The organism is Paraburkholderia fungorum, from assembly GCF_900099835.1.
Lineage (GTDB): Bacteria > Pseudomonadota > Gammaproteobacteria > Burkholderiales > Burkholderiaceae > Paraburkholderia > Paraburkholderia fungorum_A.
Genome location: NZ_FNKP01000002.1, coordinates 543,827 through 566,648 on the forward strand (window position 1 = coordinate 543,827; position 22,822 = coordinate 566,648).

Annotated in this window: 17 protein-coding genes; 11 read left to right on the forward strand and 6 right to left on the reverse strand. The window is 63.0% G+C overall.

Annotation, left to right across the window (positions count from 1 at the left end):
• The first annotated feature begins 71 nt into the window (after nucleotides 1-71).
• Together prpF and BLS41_RS18500 are read left to right on the forward strand one after the other, a co-directional pair.
• Nucleotides 72-1,253 carry a 2-methylaconitate cis-trans isomerase PrpF gene (prpF, locus tag BLS41_RS18495; protein ID WP_074767430.1) on the forward strand — a complete coding sequence of 394 codons (1,182 nt, stop codon included), beginning with the start codon at nucleotides 72-74 and terminating at the stop codon, nucleotides 1,251-1,253.
• Between the two features lie 158 nt (nucleotides 1,254-1,411).
• Complete coding sequence (locus BLS41_RS18500) at nucleotides 1,412-1,657, forward strand: hypothetical protein (RefSeq protein WP_074767432.1); 246 nt, start codon at nucleotides 1,412-1,414, stop codon at nucleotides 1,655-1,657.
• Nucleotides 1,658-1,775: 118 nt separating this feature from the next.
• Here BLS41_RS18500 and BLS41_RS18505 read toward each other — a convergent pair whose 3' ends face one another.
• Nucleotides 1,776-2,408 carry a TetR family transcriptional regulator gene (locus tag BLS41_RS18505; RefSeq protein WP_074767434.1) on the reverse strand — a complete coding sequence of 211 codons (633 nt, stop codon included), beginning with the start codon at nucleotides 2,406-2,408 and terminating at the stop codon, nucleotides 1,776-1,778.
• A 249-nt stretch (nucleotides 2,409-2,657) separates the two neighbouring features.
• Between BLS41_RS18505 and BLS41_RS18510 the strand changes: the two genes are divergently transcribed.
• The 5 genes from BLS41_RS18510 (at nucleotide 2,658) to BLS41_RS18530 (ending at nucleotide 12,011) form a co-directional block, all read left to right on the forward strand.
• Nucleotides 2,658-3,827 (forward strand): efflux RND transporter periplasmic adaptor subunit, encoded by a 1,170-nt coding sequence (locus tag BLS41_RS18510; protein ID WP_074767436.1) that lies wholly within the window; start codon nucleotides 2,658-2,660, stop codon nucleotides 3,825-3,827.
• A gap of 12 nt (nucleotides 3,828-3,839) precedes the next feature.
• On the forward strand, nucleotides 3,840-6,986 hold the full coding sequence (locus tag BLS41_RS18515; protein ID WP_074767438.1) for an efflux RND transporter permease subunit: 3,147 nt from the start codon (nucleotides 3,840-3,842) through the stop codon (nucleotides 6,984-6,986).
• 1 nt (nucleotide 6,987) lies between these two features.
• Nucleotides 6,988-8,517 carry an efflux transporter outer membrane subunit gene (locus BLS41_RS18520; protein WP_074767440.1) on the forward strand — a complete coding sequence of 510 codons (1,530 nt, stop codon included), beginning with the start codon at nucleotides 6,988-6,990 and terminating at the stop codon, nucleotides 8,515-8,517.
• A gap of 411 nt (nucleotides 8,518-8,928) precedes the next feature.
• Nucleotides 8,929-10,254, forward strand: coding sequence for an MFS transporter (locus BLS41_RS18525; protein ID WP_074767442.1), 1,326 nt, complete (start codon nucleotides 8,929-8,931; stop codon nucleotides 10,252-10,254).
• The gene (locus tag BLS41_RS18530) at nucleotides 10,251-12,011 is read left to right on the forward strand and encodes a winged helix-turn-helix domain-containing protein (RefSeq protein ID WP_074767444.1); all 1,761 of its coding nucleotides are present in this window, start codon (nucleotides 10,251-10,253) and stop codon (nucleotides 12,009-12,011) included. The genes BLS41_RS18525 and BLS41_RS18530 overlap by 4 nt, the downstream gene beginning before the upstream one ends.
• Nucleotides 12,012-12,055: 44 nt before the next feature.
• Here BLS41_RS18530 and BLS41_RS18535 read toward each other — a convergent pair whose 3' ends face one another.
• Nucleotides 12,056-12,325 carry a hypothetical protein gene (locus BLS41_RS18535; protein WP_074767446.1) on the reverse strand — a complete coding sequence of 90 codons (270 nt, stop codon included), beginning with the start codon at nucleotides 12,323-12,325 and terminating at the stop codon, nucleotides 12,056-12,058.
• Nucleotides 12,326-12,616: 291 nt separating this feature from the next.
• Between BLS41_RS18535 and BLS41_RS18540 the strand changes: the two genes are divergently transcribed.
• A complete protein-coding gene (locus BLS41_RS18540; protein WP_074767448.1) occupies nucleotides 12,617-13,180 on the forward strand; it encodes a hypothetical protein in 564 nt (187 codons plus the stop codon).
• On the opposite strand, the gene BLS41_RS39380 is transcribed toward BLS41_RS18540, so the two are convergent.
• Complete coding sequence (locus BLS41_RS39380) at nucleotides 13,165-13,527, reverse strand: hypothetical protein (protein WP_074767450.1); 363 nt, start codon at nucleotides 13,525-13,527, stop codon at nucleotides 13,165-13,167. The genes BLS41_RS18540 and BLS41_RS39380 overlap by 16 nt on opposite strands.
• Nucleotides 13,528-13,752: 225 nt before the next feature.
• Nucleotides 13,753-17,286: an autotransporter domain-containing protein gene (locus BLS41_RS18550; RefSeq protein ID WP_074767452.1), complete on the reverse strand. Its 3,534-nt coding sequence runs from the start codon at nucleotides 17,284-17,286 to the stop codon at nucleotides 13,753-13,755.
• A 375-nt stretch (nucleotides 17,287-17,661) separates the two neighbouring features.
• Between BLS41_RS18550 and BLS41_RS18555 the strand changes: the two genes are divergently transcribed.
• Entirely contained in the window at nucleotides 17,662-18,894 is a 1,233-nt protein-coding gene (locus tag BLS41_RS18555) for an MFS transporter (RefSeq protein WP_074767454.1), read from the forward strand.
• A 109-nt stretch (nucleotides 18,895-19,003) separates the two neighbouring features.
• Here BLS41_RS18555 and copM read toward each other — a convergent pair whose 3' ends face one another.
• Together copM and BLS41_RS18565 are read right to left on the reverse strand one after the other, a co-directional pair.
• Nucleotides 19,004-19,402 carry a CopM family metallochaperone gene (gene copM / locus BLS41_RS18560; RefSeq protein ID WP_074767456.1) on the reverse strand — a complete coding sequence of 133 codons (399 nt, stop codon included), beginning with the start codon at nucleotides 19,400-19,402 and terminating at the stop codon, nucleotides 19,004-19,006.
• A gap of 94 nt (nucleotides 19,403-19,496) precedes the next feature.
• Nucleotides 19,497-19,694, reverse strand: a complete 198-nt coding sequence (locus tag BLS41_RS18565; protein WP_074767458.1) for a heavy-metal-associated domain-containing protein — start codon at nucleotides 19,692-19,694, stop codon at nucleotides 19,497-19,499.
• 260 nt (nucleotides 19,695-19,954) lie between these two features.
• Between BLS41_RS18565 and BLS41_RS18570 the strand changes: the two genes are divergently transcribed.
• Nucleotides 19,955-21,562, forward strand: a complete 1,608-nt coding sequence (locus tag BLS41_RS18570) for a tetratricopeptide repeat protein (protein ID WP_253189709.1) — start codon at nucleotides 19,955-19,957, stop codon at nucleotides 21,560-21,562.
• 275 nt (nucleotides 21,563-21,837) lie between these two features.
• Nucleotides 21,838-22,812 carry an O-fucosyltransferase family protein gene (locus BLS41_RS18575; protein ID WP_074767460.1) on the forward strand — a complete coding sequence of 325 codons (975 nt, stop codon included), beginning with the start codon at nucleotides 21,838-21,840 and terminating at the stop codon, nucleotides 22,810-22,812.
• Nucleotides 22,813-22,822: the final 10 nt, after the last annotated feature.

Below are 22,822 nucleotides of genomic sequence, written 5' to 3' on the forward strand. Positions count from 1 at the left end.
ACGTAACGCAAGACAGGGCGATATGCGCTTAAGTGCCTGCCGCCCGCTTATCTCATCAGGATGCGATTGTCATGGCCCATCGACCACAGATCAAAATTCCGGCCACCTACATGCGTGGCGGCACCAGCAAAGGCGTGTTCTTCCGCTTGCAGGATTTGCCCGAAGCCGCGCAGGTGCCGGGCGCCGCGCGCGACGCGCTGCTGATGCGCGTGATTGGCAGCCCCGATCCGTATGGCAAGCAGATCGACGGCATGGGCGGCGCGACGTCGAGCACCAGCAAGACGGTGATCATCGCCAGAAGCAGCAGGCCCGATCACGATGTGGACTACCTGTTCGGACAGGTATCGATCGATAAAGCTTTTGTCGACTGGAGCGGTAACTGCGGCAATCTTTCCGCTGCGGTGGGGCCGTTTGCGATTAGCGCGGGGCTGGTCGACGCGAGCCGTATTCCGCGCGACGGCGTTGCGACCGTACGCATCTGGCAGGCCAACATCGGCAAGACGATTATCGGACACGTGCCGATGACCGACGGCGCCGTGCAGGAAACCGGCGACTTCGAACTGGACGGCGTCACGTTTCCCGCCGCCGAAGTGCAACTCGAATTCATGGATCCGGCCGCGGAAGAAGAAGGCGCGGGCGGCTCGATGTTCCCGACTGGCAATGTGGTCGACGATCTCGACGTGCCGGGCGTCGGCACGTTGAAGGCGACGATGATCAACGCAGGCATCCCCACCATTTTCGTGGAGGCGCACGCGATCGGCTACGCAGGCACCGAGTTGCAGGACGCGATCAATAGCGACGAAAAAGCGCTCGCAATGTTCGAAACGATTCGCGCACACGGCGCGTTGCGAATGGGCCTGATCAAGGATCTGAACGAGATCGCGACACGGCAGCACACGCCGAAGGTCGCGTTCGTCGCGCGGCCCGCTGACTATGTGGCGTCGAGCGGCAAGCAGGTGGCGGCAGGCGATATCGATTTGCTGGTGCGCGCGATGTCGATGGGCAAACTGCATCACGCGATGATGGGAACGGCAGCGGTCGCAATCGGCACGGCCGCTGCGATTTCAGGGACGCTGGTGAATCTTGCGGCGGGCGGCGGCGAGCGGGAGGCGGTGCGATTTGGGCATCCGTCGGGGACGTTGCGCGTGGGCGCGGAGGCTCGGCAGGAAGGCGGCGAATGGACCGTCACCAAGGCGATCATGAGCCGGAGCGCGCGCGTTTTGATGGAGGGATGGGTGCGGGTGCCGGGGTGAGGATTCCCTCACATTACAAAGCGAAATCCCGCTAAATTACAAAAACCCTTCGCGCTGCCCGCGCCACTGAACGAATTTTTCCTCCGTGCTACGCTTGGCACCTTTCTCGCCGCACCAGCAGTCGAGTACTTTCAATCAAGCAGTATGCCGGAGGAAATGTGGCATTAGAGCATCGTGGTTTTCGGGTCAACGTAGACGTAGCAGCAGACGAACAGGGCGTGCAGTGGGTGTGCCGCTCGAGCATCGAGCGCATTGACGGCAACAGCGCAGAAGGCGCGCCCGCCGGTGACGAACTCACCATCCCCAAGCTGAAAATCGATCCGCTCATGGCAATTCATACGCTCGAGCATCGCGCAGTCGCCGAGATCGACGAGTTCTACGATCGCGTGCACGCCGCAGCCTGAAGCGCATCGACATGCGCCATATTGTCGCAGTCTGACTGATCCACAATTAGCCAGGCTCGACGATAACCCTCTCCCGACAGTCATCAAACCCGTAACAGCTTATTAGCCTGGTTTACAGTTAATTACGCCCTGCATTGCCAATCGACACACAATCGATACAACGCAACGCAATCTCCACGATCTGCTCGATCTCCGAGTCGGTACTCGCGCACGGCATCATCAACCGCTTGCGAAAATAGCCGCTCAGCGCTGCATGAATGAACGCTGCTGCCTGCTTCGTATCGAGATCGTCACGTAGTTGACCACGACGCACCGCGCAATTCAATGCCGCTTCGATCTGCGTCTCGGCCCGCACGCCCGCCATATGAATGCGCTCGCAGAACTGCAGCGTCTCCGGTGCGCTTTCACATTTGGTAAACGCAATGCTGTAGAGACGCCGCGCGTGCGTGACCTGCAATGCGTCGCGCAGACGCCGATGAAGATCGGCTCTTAACTGACTCAGCGGATCGCCGTCGCTGTTGCACGGCGCAATCGCGAACGGGTCGAGCGGCAAATCGGAACACTCGAACATCGCGTGAAACACGGCCTCCTTGTTCTTGAAGTGGCCGTACACCGCGCCGCGCGTCACGCCGGCTTCCTTTGCTATGTCGTCCAGCGACGTGCGCGTCGCGCCGCGCAAAAAGAACGCGCGCTCTGCCGCGTCGATGATTCTGGCGCGCGTATCGAGCGCCTGCTGCCTGGTCCGTCTCATCCTTCACTTCGCCTTTCCAGCGAATCCCGGTGCGCAAAAGCACCTGGACACTGCTGCCGGTTTAAACACCGTTGCATCTTAATTGAGCGGTCCTGGCTGTTTCATTAATGAATCTTACTGACGGTTTGCAGCAGTAACCCAGCCTCGCGCGATCTCCACTATTGTCGGTCCCCTGACGCGTCCGTGCGTGCTTTTGCTTGTTCATTTCGCGTGCGCGGCGGCTCCTGTCCAACTATTTTCAGGTCGTCCATGCCCAATCCCCTGCATCCGTTTTCCATTCGTCTTGTCGCGGCGCTGGCCGCCGTGTCGTTTGTCGCCGCCTGCGGCGAGAAGCCCGCGGCACCCGCTGCGCAGGTTCCCGAAGTAGGCATCGTTGTCGCTAAACCCACGCCGGTTCCGGTGGTCGTCGAATTGCCCGGCCGGGTCAGCGCGTTCCTCGTTGCGCAGATCATCGCGCGCGTGGACGGCATCGTGCTGAAGCGGGAATTCGTGGAAGGCAGCCAGGTGAAAGCAGGACAGCATCTCTATCAGATCGATCCGGCGCCGTACATCGCCTCGCTGGATAGCGCGAAGGCCACGCTCGCGAAGGCGCAGGCCACGCTGGTGTCCGCGCATGCGCAAACGCAGCGCTACAAGGTGCTGGTCGCGGCCAACGCGGTCAGCAAGCAGGACTACGACAACGCGGTCGCCGCCGAAGGCTCGGATGCTGCGGACGTCGCCGCCGGCAAGGCTGCGGTCGAAACCGCGCAGATCAACCTCGGCTATACGGACATCACGTCGCCGATCACCGGACAGATCGGCAAATCGGCGGTGACGGTGGGCGCTTATGTGCAGACGAGTTCGGCTACAGTGCTTTCGACCGTGCAGCAACTCGATCCCGTCTATGTCGACCTGACGCAGTCGAGTCTCGTCGGACTGAAATTGCGCCGCGATATGCAGGAAGGGCGTCTAAAAACCACCGGCCCGGATGCGGCGAAGATCAAGCTGATTCTCGAAGACGGCCGCGCGTACGACCTGCCCGGCACGCTCAAATTCTCCGACGTGACGGTCGATCAGACGACCGGCTCCGTGACGGTTCGCGCGACGTTCCCGAATCCGAAAAACATCCTGCTGCCCGGCATGTTCGTGCGTGCGGAGATTCAGGAAGGCGTCAACGAAAACGCCATCGTGGTTCCGCAGATCGGCGTGACGCACGATCAGAAGGGCAATCCAACCGCGCTGGTGGTCGACGCGAATAACAAGGTCGAATTGCGTCAACTGGTCACGTCGGGCACCGACGGTTCGAACTGGATCGTCGAGAGCGGCGTGAAGGAAGGCGATCGCGTGATCGTGCAGGGCACCGCGAAGGTGACGCCGGGCATGACCGTGAAGACTGTCGACGCGCAGATGCCGGCCACGCCCGCATCCGCCGCGCAATAAGCGGAGCGTCTGATGGCAAAATTCTTTATTGATCGACCGATCTTTGCATGGGTGATCGCGATCATCCTGATGCTCGCGGGTGTCGCGTCGATTTTCAATCTGCCGGTCGCGCAGTATCCGACCATCGCGCCGCCTTCGGTGCAGATCAGCGCCACCTATCCGGGCGCATCGGCGAAAACGGTGGAAAACACCGTCACGCAGGTGATCGAGCAGCAGATGAGCGGTCTCGACCACTTGCTGTATCTGTCGTCCACCTCGGACGACTCGGGTACCGCCACCATCACGCTGACGTTCGCGGCGGGCACGAATCCCGATATCGCGCAGGTGCAGGTGCAGAACAAGCTGCAACTCGCCACGCCGTTGCTGCCTGAAGCCGTGCAGCAGCAGGGCACCAAGGTTACGAAGTCGAGCAGCAGCTTCCTGATGGTGATGGCGTTCGTTTCGACGGACGGCAGCATGGACCGCTACGACCTCGCGAACTATGTCGCGTCGCACATCGAAGATCCGGTGAGCCGGGTTGACGGCGTGGGTACGGTGCAGCTGTTCGGCACGCAGTTCGCGATGCGCGTGTGGCTCGATGCAGACAAGCTCAACAAGTACAGCCTCACGCCGGTCGATGTCGAAACGGCGTTGACCAACCAGAACGTGCAGATCGCGGGCGGCTCGCTCGGCGGCACGCCGTCGGTGCCGGGCCAGGTATTGCAGGCCACGATCACGCAGGCCACGCTGTTGCAGACGCCCGAGCAGTTCGGCAACGTCTTGCTGAAGGTGAATCAGGACGGCTCGCAGGTGCGGATTCGCGACGTCGGTCACGTTGACCTCGGCGGTGAAAACTACAACTTCGACACCAAGTTCAACGGTCAGCCGACCGCAGGCTTCGGTATTCAGCTCGCTACCGGCGCGAACGCGTTGCAAACCGCAGCCGCGGTCCGCGCGAAGCTCGCCGAATTGTCGAAGAATTTCCCGCACGGTCTGAAGGTGAATTACCCGTACGACACGACGCCGTTCGTCAAGCAGTCGATTGAAGAAGTCGTAAAGACGCTGCTCGAAGGCATCGTGCTGGTGTTCCTGGTGATGTACCTGTTCCTGCAGAACCTGCGCGCGACGTTGATTCCGACGATCGCCGTGCCGGTGGTGCTGCTGGGCACGTTCGCGATCATGAACGTGGCGGGCTTCTCGATCAACACGCTGTCGATGTTCGGGCTCGTGCTGGCCATCGGTCTGCTGGTGGACGACGCGATCGTGGTGGTGGAAAACGTCGAGCGGGTGATGGCGGAAGAAGGCTTATCGCCTCGCGAAGCCACGCGTAAAGCGATGGGCCAGATTACCGGCGCGCTGGTTGGCGTGGCGCTGGTGCTGTCGGCGGTGTTCGTGCCGGTGGCATTCTCGGGCGGCTCGGTCGGCGCCATTTACCGCCAGTTCTCGCTGACGATCGTCGCGGCGATGGTGTTGTCCGTGCTGTGCGCACTGGTGTTGACGCCGGCGTTGTGCGCAACGATTCTCAAGCCGATCCCGCAAGGCCATCACGAAGAAAAGAAGGGCTTTTTCGGCTGGTTCAACCGTACGTTCGATTCGAGCCGCGACAAGTATCACGGCGGCGTGCAACACGTGATCAAACGTTCGGGCCGCTGGCTGATCATTTATCTCGCGGTGATCGCGGCGGTCGGCGTGCTGTTTGTGAAGCTGCCGAAGTCGTTCCTGCCTGACGAAGACCAGGGCCTGATGTTCGTGATCGTGCAGACACCGCCGGGATCGACGCAGGAAACCACGGCAAAGACGCTGAAGAACATCTCCGACTACATGCTCAGCAAGGAGAAAGATGTCGTCGATTCCGTGTTTACGGTGAACGGCTTCAGCTTCGCAGGGCGTGGTCAGAACTCGGGTCTCGTGTTCGTGCGCCTGAAGGATTACTCGCAACGTCAGCGCGCGGATCAGAAGGTGCAGGCGCTGGTCGGCAGAACGTTCGCGCATTACGGGTCGTATAAGGACGCAACGGTGATCGCGGTGAATCCGCCGTCGATTCCCGAGTTGGGCACGGCTTCGGGCTTCGACTTCGAACTCACCGATAACGCGGGCCTCGGCCACGAAGCGCTGATGAACGCGCGTAACCAGTTGCTCGGCATGGCGGCCAAAGATCCGTCGCTCGCGCTGGTGCGTCCTAACGGTCTGAGCGACACGCCGCAGTTCAAGGTGAACATCGACCGCGAAAAAGCGGAAGCACTCGGTGTGTCCGTCGCCGATATCGACCAGACGTTCTCGATTGCGTGGGCTTCGGCATACGTGAACAACTTCCTCGATACGGACGGCCGGATCAAGAAGGTCTACATGCAGGGCGACGCGAAATTCCGCATGAACCCGGAAGACGTCAGCAAGTGGTACGTGCGCGGCAGTTCCGGTTCGATGGTGCCGTTCTCGGCGGTCGCGTCGGGTGAATGGACTTACGGTTCGCCGAAGCTCGAACGCTACAACGGTATTTCGGCAGTGGAAATTCAGGGCGCGGCAGGCGGCGGCAAGAGTACCGGCCAGGCGATGGACGAGATGCAGAAGCTCGCCGCGAAGTTGCCCGCAGGTATCGGCTACGACTGGACCGGGTTGTCGTTCCAGGAGCGTCAGTCGGGCTCGCAGGCGCCGATTCTGTACGGCATCTCGATCCTCGTCGTGTTCCTGTGTCTGGCTGCGCTGTATGAAAGCTGGTCGATCCCGTTCGCGGTGATCATGGTGGTGCCGCTCGGCGTGATCGGCGCACTGCTCGCGGTCACGTTGCGCGGTCTGGAGAACGACGTGTTCTTCCAGGTCGGCTTGCTGACCACCGTCGGGTTGTCCGCGAAGAACGCGATTCTGATCGTCGAATTCGCCCGCGAATTGCAGATGGAGCAGGGGATGTCGCCGGTTGCAGCGGCCATCGAAGCAGCGCGTCTGCGACTGCGCCCGATTCTGATGACATCGCTCGCGTTCATTCTCGGCGTGTTCCCGCTCGCGATCAGCAACGGCGCGGGCTCCGCGAGCCAGCACGCAATCGGCACCGGTGTGATCGGCGGGATGCTGACGGCGACCTTCTTCGCGATTTTCATGATCCCGATGTTCTACGTCGTGATCCGTTCCAAATTCTCCAGTGACGACGCGCCGAAGCTCGACGACGCGAAGCACGAAGGACATTGACATGCAGAAACACGCACTGATCGTGCTCGCAGTCGCGGCATTGGCGGGCGGCTGCACGCTGGCTCCGACGTATCACCGGCCGGACGCGCCGGTGTCCAGCAGCTTCCCGAAAGGCGGCGTGTACGACACGCAGCCGGACGCGTCGTCGTCGGCGCAGGGCGCTAACGGGCGCAGCGCGCAGGGGCGCGCGGCCACCGATATCGGCTGGAGCGATTTCTTCAACGACCCGCGTCTCAAGAGCATCATCCAGCTCGCGCTGCATAACAACCGCGACCTGCGCGTCTCGGTGCTTCAGGTGGCCGAAGCGCGCGACCAGTACCGCGTCGAACGCGCGAACCTGCTGCCGACGTTATCTGCGTCCGGCACCGGCACGCGCACCCGCACGCCGGCAAACCTGTCGTACGTGGGTTACGCGACGACCTCCAGTGAGTACGTGGCCGAAGGCAGCGCGTCGTGGGAACTGGATCTGTTCGGCAAGGTACGCAGCCTGTCCGAGCAGGCAATGCAGACGTATCTGTCGACCGCGCAGGCGCGCAAGGCCGCCGAAATCGCGCTGGTGTCGAGCGTCGCCGATCAGTATCTGACGATGGTCGCCTACGACGACATGTTGAAGGTGACGAAATCGACGCTCGACGTCGCGACGAATTCGTACAAGCTGACCAAGCTTGAATTCGACAACGGCACGGGCTCGGAACTCGATCTGCGTGAAGCGGCCGGCACGATGCAGCAGGCGCAAGCCAACTACGAAAGCCAGCAGCGCTCGCGCGCGCAGGCCGAAAATGCGCTGGTGCTGCTGGTCGGCGAACCGCTGCCGGCCGATCTACCCGCCGGCTTGCCGCTGTCCGACCAGAACCTGCTCGCCGATATTCCGGCGGGGCTGACGTCGGATCTGCTCGCACGCCGCCCCGACATTATGGAAGCGGAAGCGACGCTGAAGGGCTATAACGCGAACATCGGCGCGGCGCGCGCGGCGTTTTTCCCGAGCATCTCGCTGACTGGTAGCGCAGGTGCCGCGAGCCTGAGTCTGGGCACGCTGTTCAAGCCCGGCCAGGCGGCGTGGAATTTCGGCCCGACGATCACGGTGCCGATTTTCAGCGGCGGCGCGAACAAGGCGAACCTCGATCTCGCGCACCTCGAGAAGAACGTGGCGATCGCACAGTATGAAAAAGCGATCCAGACGGCGTTCCGTGAAGTGGCCGACGGTCTCGCGGCACGCGGTACGTACGACCGGCAGATCGCGGATTTGCAGGCTTATGCGCAGTCGCAGCAGCGCCGCTATGACTTGTCGGATCTGCGTTACCGCAACGGCGTCGACAATTATCTGACGGTGCTGACCGCGCAAACCGATCTGTATTCCGCGCAACAGTCGTTGATTACCGCTTCGTTGTCGCGGTTGACCAACCTCGTCGATCTGTATCAATACCTCGGCGGCGGCTGGATCGAACATTCCGGCGACAAGGAACGTGCGCCGGATGCGCCGCTTTATAGCGCGCCTGCGGTTACGCAGACGGCAGGAACCACGACGCAGTAAAGCGTGATGTGATGCAATGAAGTCGCGAAACCGCCCGCCTGCGATTCCCGCAGGCGGGCGTTTCTTTTGGGTCATTCACGGCACGCAGATGAAACAGGACGCTCGATAACATCCCGTGCGCAGACGACCAGAAGCACCACGGTTGTGCGCGATCTGAAATTGGTTATCCTGATCATTCGCGCGATCATTCTCAATTGCCGTGTAGTGATTTGGCGCATCGAATTTTTCTTTACGCGCTCCACGGCGAGCGTGCGAAATCTCCCATCAAACAGGCACAAAAACCTGTGCCCTGCGAATCTCCCGACCTATTCTGTAGATAAATTGTCCGGCAGCGGACAGGCGTGGCGCGCACGATAGCCGGTGGCGCCCAGTTATCCGGCGCGGCCTGGTTATTTGCGATCGGGGTTCGGCATGGCTCACGAATCAACCGCTTCGTACAACGGGCGCATGAGCGCCCACCAACGCTGGATGATCGCGATCGCCAGCACGGGCGGCGCGCTCGAAGTATTCGACTTCGTCATTTACGGGTTTTTCGCGCAGAACATCGGCCGGGCCTTCTTCTCTGCGTCCACGGGTATTGCACCGGCGACGCTGTCGTTTCTCGTACTCGCGACGGGCCAGTTGGCGAGGCTCACGGGCGGCATGCTGCTCGGACGGCTCGGCGATCTTTACGGCCGCCGCCTCGTATTCGCTGCATCGGCGATGATCGCGGGTATTTCCACGCTGCTGATCGGCGTCATTCCACCTTACGCGGTGCTTGGAATCGCGGCGCCTGTCCTGTTGATTCTGCTGCGGATCGCACAGGGGTTTTGTCTCGGCGGAGAGTTGCCCGGCGCAGTGATTTACGCGGTCGAAACAGCCCACGCGCGACGCGGGCTCTTATGTGGGGTGGTGTTTTTTGCGGTGAATATCGCGTTGCTGCTTGCGTCAGGCGGCAATCTGCTTCTTCATATGCTGCTCACACCCGCGCAGATCGACATGTACGGCTGGCGCATCGGCTTTCTCGCAGGCGGCGTGTTTGGTCTCGCCAGTTTCTTTCTGCGCCGCAATCTGACCGAAACCGACGAGTACATCCGCGAATTTCGCGCGCACGGCAACGAGCCTTTGCGCGTGCTGTTCTCCGCGCAACTCGCGCCGACGGTGCGCGGTGTCGCGGCGGCGTCTCTCGTCGGCGTGTCGGGCGGACTGCTGGTCGCGCATTTGCCTGCGTGGTTGCAGGCATTGCATTACGATTCGGCGTCGATTGCCCGCGCGCAATTGTTCTATGCGCTGCTGATTTCTTTCGGTATCCTTGCAACCGCCTATCTCGGCGACTGCGTCCCGCGACGCTATGTGTTTCGCGCAGGCACTGTCATGTGGATGGTGTTCGCGCCGCTTTTCTATCTCGCCGTTCATGCACATGTCGCGAGTCTCACGCTGCTGTTTTCGGCGACGGCTGTCGTCGCGTCGTTCGTGAACGGCACTTATGCGTGTGCAATCGCCGAAATGTTTCCCGTCGACGTGCGGTTCAGCGGTCTCGCGATGGCAATCAACCTGGGCCTCGCGATTCCGATGGGCATTGCGCCGCTCGTCGCGAGCCTGCTGTCGGCTCATCTACGCTCCTCGATCGCGCCTGCACTGCCGATTGTCGTGTGCGCGATGTTCGCGTTCACCGCCTCGTTCGGAATGAATCGTGACGCTTCATCGCAAATAGCACGCACACGGGGGGGCGCGTCGCTGTCGGCTGGTTCCGAATGAATACGCGTTCGATCTTCCGGATCGCCGATATCGAACTCGATGTCGAGCGCTATGAATTGCGGCGCGGCGGCGTGCAGATTCCGCTTGAGCGGCAGCCGATGGAACTGCTCATCATGATGGCGCTGCGTCACGAACAACTGGTGACGCGCGCCGACATTGCGCGTTCGCTATGGGGCGGCAGTGCGTTTCGTGAAACGGATAACGGCATCAACACGGCGATCCGCAAGATTCGCGTCGCGTTGGGCGAGTCGCCGGATCAGCCGGAGTATCTGGTCACGGTCAAGGGCAAAGGGTATCGGCTGAATGTCACGCCGTCGGCGGGCGAAGAGGTAGTGTCGCTGCCTGGCGATGCGTTGCGAATGCTGGTGCTGCCGTTCTCGAATCACACGACGAGCCGCGCGCTCGACCCGTTTTGCGATGCGCTCGCCGACGAAGTATCGGCGGCCATCGGTGCGGTGGACCCGGCCCATGTGCTCGTGATCGCGCGAACCACCGCGGCTCAGTACCGGACCATCACGCACGGTATCGCCGATATCGGCCGCCACCTGTCGCTCGATTACATTCTGGAAGGTTCGGTCGCCATCGACGGAGCGCAGATGCGGATTCTCACTCAACTCGTGCGCTGCATGGATCAGGTGCAGGTATGGAGCGCCGCGTACGAACCTGTGTCGCAAGCTCATTTCGACATTTGCCGGGAAGTGCGGTCCGCATTCGCGCGAGACGTGATGGGCGCACTGACCACGCCGGGATTGCATCCGCTGAGCCGGCGCTCGCCGATCAATCCCGCCGCGCACGACGACTGGTTGCGCGGCCGTTTTTACTGGACCCGTCGCGTGCATTTCGATGCGGGCTTCGCCGCGCATCACGCGTTGAGTGATGAGGATTTCGTGCGCGCGCTGGCTTATTTCGAAAGCGCGGTGGAGCGTGATCCGACTTATGCGCTGGGTTATGTCGGCTTGTCGAACGTGTTCGGCTCGACGGCGGCGCACGGTTTCTATGCGCCTAAAGACGGCTATCCGCGAGCGCGCGAAGCTGCGCTGCACGCGTTGCAACTCGACGCGAATCTGCCCGAAGCGCATCAGGCGCTGGCGGGCGTGCACTATTTCTACGACTGGGACTGGCGATCCGCCGAGGCCGAGTTTCTCGAAGCGTTGCGGATCAACCCGTCGCATGCGGAAACCAGCCGCCTTTATGCACGCCTTTTGCTGGTGCAAGGCCGCGATGCCGAAGGCCGCGCGCAATTCGAACGGGCCGAGCGGGCCGATCCGATCGGCTTCGAAGGCTCGCGTGTGTTCGGTCTGGTCCAATCGGGCCAGTACGACGAAGCGATCGCCGAATACTGCCTACACGAACGGCGCGCGCATTCACCGCTGGTGCATCAACTGGTGGCGACCGCGTTCGAGATTCGCGGTCTCTATGACGACGCCGTCGAGGCCACCGTCGAAGCCCTGTTCTGCAGCAACGCATTCGCGCGCGCGGAAAAGATCCGTGAAGCGTGGGACGCAGGCGGTTATCGCGACGTGCTGCAGTGGTATTTGCGCGATCTGACGGCGCGCGCGGCGCAGCGCTATATCTCGCCGTTTCTGTTCGCCGAACTCTATGCGCGGCTCGCGCAGCCCGAGCCGATGTTTCGCTGGCTCGAAGCGTCGCTGGCTGAACGTTCGCCGCGCATGTGCGAACTGAGGACCAATCCCTGGTTCAGACGGTTCAGGTCGATGGGACGTTTTCGCAGTGTCGAGAAGCGGATTGGCCTTTGACGCACGAGGTGTTCCGTGGTGCCGCCTGGTTGCGTCGCGCAGTGTCAGTTGCCGTGATACAGGTCATGCATCAAACGCGCCTGCTCGCCGGATTGCTCCGAATGGATCAGATCCTGATAGACCTGCTGTCGGCTCGTCGCCGGAATGCCAGCGCCCGAACCCATTGCATTTCCCACTCCACCGACGTCCGCCGAGGGTGGCGCGGCCGAGGTGTCCGACAGGGTGTCCGTCGTCGGGGCTGGCGCGTTTTGCGCCCAGGCGCTGCCAGTCAATGCAGCAACTGCGCAGATCGCCGCAAGTCGTAGAGCTTTCATTTTGTTCACTCCTTTCCTACCCGGGTTGAAATGACAGCAGCGGGCAAACGCACCCGCTGGAGTCCGATAGTGCGCGCAGTGACTCAACCTCTCTATTGATTCAGTCTGAAGAAATCGTTAACTGTCGCGTTGCCGCGAAGGGTGTTGGCGCGTGCATCGGCATGGCGACCGTAATGCTCGCGCGGATTGCCCGCGTTTTCTCGCGTCACGCGCGCCGGGAACCGCGTCCGACGTTGCCGCCAGCACGGTCTATAACGATTACGCCATCCGGCCACCGATAAGGAGATGATCATGAATAGCCATCGTTTGAGTGTTCTTCCGGCAACCGCTGTTGCACTGCTGGCTTTTGGCGGAACAGCGTCGGCCGCAGGTCTCTGTTCGAACCAGACGCTAAGAGGCCCGTATGGGTTCAGCGCGAAAGGGGAGGTTCTCGGTCTGCTCGATGCGAACAAACTGCTGCATCCGTTCACCACGCCCGTGCCGCTCGACGACGTCGCGCTGGTCAACTTCGACGGCAACGGCCATATCGCGCGAACCGACTTCGGCAATGTCAACGGAACGCCTAAAGGCGGGCAGGTGAGTTTCAATCCGGCACAGAACGGCAGCTACAAGGTGAATTCCGATTGCACCGGCAACATGACGATCAAATACGACAACGGTGTGGAGCTGGATCTGCAGATGGTCGTCGACGGCGATGCGAGCGATGTCCAGGCGATCATCGCCACCGAATATGTGCCTGGCGCTGCCAATGCGGCTGATGGAACAGTCTGCGAAACGTCCGGCGTGTCCGGCTGCTGGGAGGGTGTGCAGGTGAGTCTGGAAGGGAAGAAAGTGCTGGTCTACGGGTTCCGGTGATCAGGCGCGTGTTCGATTCGCATCATGCTCATGCGCTGACCGTTAGCGAGCCTCTGCGCGCGCGGCGTAGGATCGAGTGACGGCTCGCTGCGGGAAATCCACGCGAGTCCGTCGCCTTCGATATAAACGGTGAGCGGCCGGTCGGCGCGTGCGATACGCGTGAACGCGGTCAGCTCGAAAGGGCGGGTGTGAATCTGTTCACGCTGAAGACCGGCATTGGCGGCCAGTGCATTGGCGCGTTCGTTGCGATCGGGCAGCGCGCAACCGGCGAGCAGCAGCGCGACGAGAAAGCTGCCCAGCCGCCGCGATAGTGAGGCGCGGTGACGTGCATGAGCCGTCATCGTCATCGAGGCGCGAAGCCTGGCCGCGCCGGTTTGCAAAACCGACGCGGCCCGACAACGATGCTGCGCAAACTGCACGGGCCGTGCAAGTTGCAGAGGCCGCACAAGCCGCACAAGCCGCACAAGCGGTACAAGCCGTACGAGTTGCACAAGCCGAACAAGCCACCCGCGCCACACCAATCGCGTCAATCGCATCGCACCAACTCTTCGAACAGCGTGAACGCGTACCGCCTAGAACATCTGACGCAGTTTCAACGAACCGGTCTGCGAGAGGAAGTGCGAACCCGCCTGCACTTCATAGCGGGCGGTCAGGCTCAGATTGTTCGCACGCAGCAAGGTCACGCCCAACTGGATATCCGCGAAATCGGCGATCGGCGTCGCGCCGACCGTCGTGAACGCGCTCCCGCCGGTCGGATCGGCGGCGAAACTTGCGCCCGTCACCAGTCGAGAGTGGTCGTACTCGTGCGTCCATTGCGCCTGCAGATACGGCACGATGTCGCCGTAACGGCTTGAGAAGCCCTTCTCCAGCTTCAGGCCCGCGTTGCTGCGCACGGAAGTGGTATGCGCGGAATCGACGGCCAATGCCGCGCCGTTGCCGCCGCTTTCCGTGTACGAGCCCTGATGCAGATAGCTGTACGACAGGCTCGCCAGCGGCGTCAGCGTGATGCCGCTGCCGACCGCGAGCGGATAGCCGAACTCCGCGCTCGCCACATATTGCTGACCGTTGAACTGGCCGTTCGCTTCGCCCGAGAAGCCGGTGAAATCGACCACGCGGGTCGAGTCGTAGCGCTGCAGCACCGCGCCCGCCGCGAGGTTCACATACCACGGGTTGCCGCTGTAGCTCGCATAGCCGATCAGGCCGTACGCGTTGACGCGGGTCGAGTCGCCCGCGCTGTTGTCGGTGTTGTTGACGGCGGTATTCGAATAGCTGAACACGCCGCCCGCGCGCCAGTTGTCGGTGATCGAGCGGTCGACGCCGAGCAGCAGGCCGCCATAGTTCGCGCTATAGCCGTCCACGCCGTCCATTTCGCCCTGACCCGCGTGACCGCCGAACGCCTGGCCCCACACGCCCCAGGCGGGCGGTGCGTCGCCGGTGGCGATGCCGGTCGCGCTGTCGGCCTGCGCGAGGCGCAGGCTGTCGGCGTGAGAGCTGACGATGTTCAGTGCGTCGAGCGTCGGCGCTGCGGCGGCGCGGCCCAGCGACATCTGCGCGGCCGGGCTGAGTTGCACGCCCGCTTTGGTGGCCGCCGCGCTCGAGCCGAGGCTCAGTGCGGTCGCCGCGTTGTACAGGTTCAGCAATTGCGCGCTGATGCCGGTGTATTTCGCAAGACCCGCGAGCGACGAGTTGGCATTCGACGTCGTTGCTAGCGAGCTGGCCGGCTGGCCCGCGAGGCTGACCACCAGATCGCTGCGGCCATCCACGTTGACGGCGGTGCCGAACAGCAGGCCGCTATAGCCGAGCGCCGAATAGTCGAGCGTGCTCTCGTTGTAGTTCGTGCCGCTCGCCGACGCGTCGATCACGACGAAGCGCTGGCCCGCCGCGAAGCCGTACGAGCCGGTGTTCACCAGCGCCACCGACGAACCCGCCGCGAGCGTCGCGCTGCCGCCGACGACAAGGTGGCCGTAGCCGCTGTCGGTGCTCAGGTTGCCGGTCGCGACGGCATTGCTGCCGACCCCGACGCTCAACGTCGCGGCCGCGCTTTGCGTGTAATTGCCGGTGATGCTGAGACTGCCGCCGCCGCTCGCGGCCGATACCGTGCCCTGGTTGTCCACGTCGCCGTCGATCGTGCCGTAGCCGGACAGCGTCGCGCCCGATGCCACGTCCACGTCGCTGGTCAGCGAGGCCGTGCTGGACGCGCTGCTGCCGAGCTGGAGCGTGCCCGCCTGCACCGTGGTCGTGCCGGTGTAGGTGTTCGCGCCGTTCAGCACGAGCGTGCCCGTGCCGGTTTTGTCGATGCCGTAGCTGCCGCCCGACTGCCCGATCGCACCGTTTTGCGCCGCCGTATCCGTGCCGTTCACTTCGAGCGTCGTGTCGCCGCCGAGGCTCACCGTGTTCGCCAGCGCCACGCCGTTCAGATACACCACCGCCGAGCCGGACCCGGCCGTGTCGAGCTGGCCGCTGCCGATCGCGCTGCTGTTGCCAAGCACCAGCGTGCCGCCGGTGAGCGTGGTCGTGCCGACATAGGTGCTCGCGCCGTACAGCGTGACGGTGCCCGCGCCGATCGACACGCTCGCGAAGTTCGAGATCGAGTCGTGATAGGTGAAGCTGTTGCCCGCGCCGGGGATGATCGTCAGCGTGCTGGTGCCGGTGCCGCCCGAGATGCTGCCGTTGATCACGGCCGCGCCGCCGAGAATCTCCAGCGTGCTGTTGCCGCTGCCGAGATCGACCGCGCGGCCGCTGCTGTCGGCGGTGATGGTGCCGTAGTCGATCACGGTCGAGTTCTGCGCGCCGGTGCTGATCGCCGCTGCCGTCGCGCCGCCGCCTTCGATCACGCCGCCCGCCAGGTTGGTGATGGTCAGCGAGTACGCGGTCGCCGCGCCGGTCACGGCAATGCCCGAGTCGCTGTCGCCCTTGATCAGGCCGCTGTTGGTGACGGTCGTGTTGCCGTAAATGCCTTGCACAGGAATCGCGTCGCCGGTGGTCGGGTCCTTGTCGAGACCGGCCAGCGTGATGCCGCGGCCCGTCCCCGTGTTGGCCGTGCCGTCGGCATTGGTCGCCGAGTTGATGCCTTCGATCGTGCCCGAGTTGACGATCGTGCCGCCGCCGACAGTCACGCCTTCGCTGGTGTCGTCGTAGGCGTGCAGCGATTTGATCGTGCCGGTGTTGGTCAGGTTGACGAGGCCGTCCACGTCCACGCCGTCGCCGTCGGCGGTGACGCCGTTGCCGGTGATCGTGCCGTGGTTGACGATCGTCACCACTTCGTTGCCGTTGAAACCGTCGATGTTGATGCCCGAGCCGTTGTCACCCTGGATCGTGCCGCCCTGGTTGTTGGTGACGCTCATCGTGAAGGTGCCGTCGGTGGTCACGTCGGTATTGCCGCCCGTGATGCCGTGCCGCGCGCCTTCGATCAGACCCGTCCCCGGCGTGGTCGCCGTGCCGGTCGTCGCGTTGACGATCGTGATGCCGCTGTTGCTTTGCGCGTCGATACCGTCGCTGCCGTCGGTGCTGCCGGGGTTGTTGGTCGAGCGGATCGTGCCGTCGTTGTACACGTAGCCGTTCACGCCGGGACGCACGGCGTCCGCCTCGTTGGCCTGGATCAGACCGGTCGCCGTGTTGATCAGAATGTTGGTGCCGGTGGTGATGGCGTTGAAGTCGATCGCCTGCGAACCGCCCGCCGATGCGTTCAGCGAAGTCAGCGTGCCCGCGTTATAGAACGTGATGTTGCTGTTCGGCTCATTCATCTGGATCACGTCGGCGTCGGCGGTCTGGATCGTCGCGCCCGCGTTGTTGGTGACCGTGAGCGTCAGGCCGCCCGTGTTGTCGCGGATCGCGCGGCCCGTGCCGGTTTGCGTGATGGTGCCGTTGTTGGTGATGGTGGCGTCGCCGGTCACGGTAATCGCCACCGTGCTGCCCGATACCGCGAGGGTGCCGGTTGCGTCGACGGTGCCGGTCGTGCCGCCCGCGCCGAGGCTCTGCGCGGTGCTGGTGGTCGTGCCGCTGCTCACCTCGAAGCTCGCGTTGGAGACGGACTTGGCCCAGACGTGGCCCTGCTCGAAAGCGGCCAGTGCGCCGAGCATGGCCAGGATGATCTGTTTCTTTTGCATGCGTTGGTCGTAGCGTGTAGTTGAAATTCTTCTTACGGGTGCGCACAACGCATCCGGGCCAGCAGGGCGTCGCCGCCAGCATGCGCGGCGTGAGCGGGCCTGAAAGGACACAGCCGTGGCGTGAGAGCGCTGCGTGGTTTGCAGCGTGGAGCAGGGCGCCGCCGGTGAGCAGCGTAAATGGGCCATGATTCTGTCGCGCGGCTGTGACATCGCCGTGACTGTGGCGACGAGCGGGGAGTGGACTGGCCGTCCGCGAGAACCTATAGTCGCGCGGATAAGCCGCGTTCGCGCGGCAACCGGCGGCACGTTGGCGACGCCATATACGACGCGCCGTGCGGACGATGAGAGGACGACAGGCGGTACAGAGGAGGCAGGATGCAGGACAGGCCGGACCCGGCGGATAACGCAGCGCAGACGGCACACGCCCGTCGCGCCGTGCTCGTGATTGCGCTGGCCCAGTTGCTGGGAACCTCGCTGTGGTTCAGCGCGAATGGCGCGATGCGCGACTTGCAGGCCGTCTGGCAATTGAACGCGACCGGCATCGGCTGGCTGACGAATGCGGTGCAGGCCGGCTTTATCGTCGGCACGCTGATTTCGGCGACGACCGGACTCGCGGACCGGATGTCGGCGAGCAAGGTGTTTGCGGTTTGCGGCGTGGCCGGAGCGCTGCTGAACGCGTTGTTCGCGCTGTGCAGCAGCGGGCTGGCTTCGGCTATCGTGTTCCGCTTTGGCGTGGGCGTCGCGCTCGCGGGCATCTATCCGCTCGGGATGAAGCTGCTGGTCACGTGGGACCCGCGCCGCGCCGCGCAAACGCTCGCGTTGCTGGTCGCGATGCTGACGCTCGGCACGGCGTCGGTGCATGCGATACGCGCGTTGTTCCCCGGTGTGCGGTGGCAGGCGGTGGTGCTGGCGTCGTCGGGGCTGGCGGTGATCGGCGCGGCGTTGGTGCTGGCGCTTGGCGAAGGGCCGCATGCGCGTCGCTCGGGCAAACGTCGGGCGGGGTTATCCGCGGGGATCGGCGAAGTGCTGCGGATCAGCGAGTTTCGCGCGGCGGCCCTCGGCTATTTCGGGCACATGTGGGAGCTTTACGCGTTCTGGACCCTGACGCCGCTTCTCGTGCAGCGGGCGTTCGCGCACGACGTTTCCGCGCCCGCGTCCGCCAGTACGGTCGCGATGTGGTCGTTCCTGATTATCGCGGTCGGCGCGGCGGGCTGCGTGCTCGGCGGCAAGCTCAGCCAGTCGGTGGGAAGCGCGCGCACCGCTGCGCTCGCGTTGACGGTGTCGGGATTCCTGTGCGCGGTCTATCCGCTTTCTTCGTCGCTCGGGACGGCGGGGCAACTCGCATTGCTGCTGGTGTGGGGGATCAGCGTGATCGCGGATTCGCCGCAGTTTTCGGCGTTGTCGGTGAAGGCGTGTCCGGCCGACAGGATCGGCGGCGCGCTGACCTTGCAGAACAGCTTCGGCTTCTTTCTGTCGGCGTGTTCGATTCTGTGGTCGACCAGCGCCTACCATTCGCTCGATGCACGGGTCGCGTGGCTCCTGCTGCCCGGACCCGTCATCGGTTTGATCGCGATGACACCGTTACTGCGCAAACGGCCGCGCTGGTGATGGATGTCGTTGCGGCGGCATCGATCGCGTCACGCCGCGCGCTCAGGTTACGCGGCGTTATCAGGATCGATTCGACGCCTGGTCGCCGGTCACCCGTTCTTCAAGACGTTCACTTGGCGCCGTGCTTTGCCTGCCAGCGGTGCATGAACTCGATTTCATCGTGCTGGGCCTTGATGATGTTGCGTGCGAGGCGCTTCAACTCCGGGTCCTTGCCGTACTTCAATTCCGTCTGCGCCATTTCGATCGCCCCCTGATGATGCGGGATCATGTGCGCGACGAAATCCTTGTCGGCGTCGCCGGTGTACTCGGGCGCGGTCATGTCGTGCATCATTTTGTCGTCGGCGGCCTTGAACGCCTGCGTTGAGCCGTCAGCGCCGCCGTGAGCCGCACCGGACATGTCCATGCCCTGCATCGCGGCCGGTTGTTCGGCATGGGCGGGCAGGGTCGCTACAGCAAACGAAAGACCGCTGAACAGGCAGAGAGCGTGAAAGGCGCGAAGGTTTTTCATAGTGGATGTCCGTGGTTGAATGGTTGTGTCGAGCGGCGCTGCTATCGGGAAGCGGAAGTTTAGCCGGATTCATGCGTGTTCCGGCATGGTGCGCTCAGGCTCTCAACGAGGGATGAAACCCAGCCGCCTCGATTGTCTCGGCGAGCCGTTGCGCCGGCAGCGTCGACGTGATTCTGACCGTTTTGACGGGCACGTCGATGTCGAGCGTCGCGTCTGGGTCGAGCTGGTTGACCGCGCGGGTGATGGCCCTGGCGCAGCCGCCGCAGGTCATGTCGGGAATGGCGAATTCCATCGTTTATCTCCAGTAAGGAAGAGGTGTCAGCCTCAAGCGTGGACCTTCCCACGGCGGTAAGGTCAAGCGCTCTCCGCGTGATCGTTGCGAGGCCGTTTCGGAGCGCTCCTGGAGACGGCCTTTCATGCAATGTCGATAATCCGGCCCGGTAACGCGCAAACCGCCGACAAGTCGGTCCGCGAGCGTTACCCGCCGCACATCCTCATTGCCGTGCGTCGATCCAATATCACCGTCTACGGCGCCCTCGCGCAGTCCGCTCAATGCAACTCCACTCGCCGACCATGCCAAGCCAACCTCCGCCGCCGCCCGAAGCTATCGCGATCTGGTTCACCGAAGCCGAAGAGGCGCGCCATGCGGGTCATTTCGACGTAGCGCGCGCGAGGCTCGACCAGGTGCTCGCGCACGACCCCGCTCACGCACGCGCGATGCATGCGCAAGCGCAGGTGGCGCTCGCGTCGAATGAGTTGGAACCGGCGCAGCAATGGGTGACGCGCGCCATCGCGACGCACGCCGAGGCTGCGTTTTACGGCACGTTATGTGTCATCCAGATCAGGCAGGGCGCGTATGCGGAGGCATTGCAAACGGCGCAACGCGGGCTCGCACTGGCGCCGGAATCGACCGCGCTTCTTTACTATCAGGCGCTGATGCTGCAAGTACACGGCAGCCCCGACGAGGCCGCCAGGGTCTACTTCACGCTGCTCGAACTTGAGCCGGACCATCCGCGAGCGCTGGCGAACCTGGGCGTGGTTCTCAAAGACCTAGGGTCGTTGAGCGAAGCTGAGCGGTATCTGAGGCAGGTGATCGACATCGAGCCGTCCAACCGTGGCGCGCGGGCCAATCTCGGGCTGGTTCTGCTGGCGGCGGGCCATTACGAAGAGGCGTGGCCGTATTTCGAAGACCGCGCAGCCAATTTCGTCGATGCAGAGGGGCGGCCCATCGCGAGCAACGTGCGGCTGCCGCTGCCCGAATGGCGCGGCGAGCGCATCGACGGTGCAAATGAAGACGATGCAGCGGCAAGCAGCGGCAAACGTCTGCTGGTCGTTCCCGAGCAGGGCTTCGGCGACAGCCTGCAATTCGTCCGCTATCTGCCGCTGTTGCTCGAACGCTTTTCACAGGTCGGCTATATCTGCCGGCAACCCTTGCGGCGTCTTTACGAACAGTCGCTGTCCGCTCGCTGGCCCGGCCTCGTCATGCTCGACGACGCCTATCCCGATGTAAGCGACTGGGATTATCAGTGCCCGTTAATGTCTCTGCCGATGGCGTTCGGCACACGCGTCGAGACGATCCCCGCGTCGGTCTATCTGCACGCGGACGCGGAGCACAGCGCGGCATGGCGCGCGCGGCTCGACGCGTTGCCCGAAGCGGGCTTGCCGCGCGTCGGGATCGTGTGGGCCGGCGGCCATTCCGGTTTGACCGACGACATGGCGCGCAGCCTCACGTTCGCGCGGATCGCGCCGTTGCTGGCGACGCACGGCGTCCGCTGGATCAGCCTGCAAAAGACCGACGACGACACCAGGCGAGCCGACGCCGGAACGAGTAGTACGCGCCTGATCGACTGGATGGACGAAGTCACCGATTTCGCCGATACCGCCGCACTGATCGACAATCTCGATCTGGTGATCGCGGTCGATATATCGGTCGCGCATCTGGCTGCTGCGATGGGCAAACCTGTGTGGCTGCTCAATCGTTTTGCGGGCTGCTGGCGCTGGCTGCGTCAACGGGATGACAGCCCGTGGTATCCGGGCGTGCGCATTTTCACGCAACCGCAACGCGGCGACTGGAACGACGTGCTGAGCCGCGTGGCGATCGCGTTGCAGCAACGCTACTTGCTGGGTGACGGCTCGGGGGCGCCGATGACGAAGCATTAATCTGCGGATTGAAAAGCGCGATAGATCCTTCTTTCAGAAGACCGGCGATATATGGTCGTTCACGTTTACGGCACCCGCGCCTACATGGAGCGAGCCTCGCCATTCCATTTGACAATCCGGGGAAAACCTTACCGGTGCTATGTGCGCTTGCTCACCCACGCAGGCCAAACTTACTCGACGCGCTGTTCTGAACTGCTATTCTGGGTCCGTTCAATTTTCTGCGGTAACGGGCCACATGCCTTATCGAACAAAACCTAATTGATCAGGAGTTCGGCATGTTGAAAAAGGTAGTCGACCGGGCCAGACAGATCCGGCGCAGCGAGGGTTTCAAGCATTCCGTGGCGACGCCTTTGCGGCTTTCGCTACACGCGCGGCAGCGCTTCAATCGCGGTGTGTTTGCCATCGAGATTCAGGAGAACTCCGGCTTCTTCTCCGTGATGCAGATGGTCCTGTTCATCCTGATGCATTGCGACGAAAAACGCCTCACGCCCTGCATCAGCGCGCGCGGCGGTCTCTATGGCGATGCTGAACGCAGGATCGACTGGTTCTCCCATTTCTTCGAACCGGTCATGACATCGTCGGCGGTGGAGGCGACGCAGAAGATCAGGACGTCGACGGTCCGGGACCTGGTGCAACTGGGATTTCGTCAGCGCTACGAAGCGCGGCTGCGACTCGGTAGCGCGAGCGAACTCTTCTTCTCGCACTACCGGCTGGCTTCGCACATCGAAGCGGAAGTCGATGCGATCTGTGCGGCACTCGACATCAATACGCGTACGCTCGGCGTGCATTTCAGAGGCACCGATAAAGCGCTGGAAGCCATTCCGGTTTCGTGGAGCAATTTCTGCCGCCAGGTGGACGCGACGCTCACCGATAATCCGCATCTCGCCAACGTCTTTGTTTCGAGCGACGAACCCGCATTCCTCGACTACTTCGCCGCATGGCCGTTTCGCAAGCCCGTCAGGATCGCGCCCGCGAAACTGCTTGCGCGGGGTAACACGCCGGTTCATTTCAGCGGCTATCCAGGGCTGGAGATAGGCCGCGAAGCACTGGTGTCGAGTCTGCTGTTATCGCGTTGCGGATTTCTGATCAAGACGCCTTCGTATCTGTCCGCGTGGTCGAAGATATTCAATCCTTCTTTGCCGGTCAAACTCGTTTCGCCGCCACGTCAGGACGCATTCTGGTTTCCCGATAGCCGCATCTGGCTCGAACAGGCCGCTCACGAAAAGGCGGCGCAAGAAAAGGCCGCTTGAGCGCGCGCGG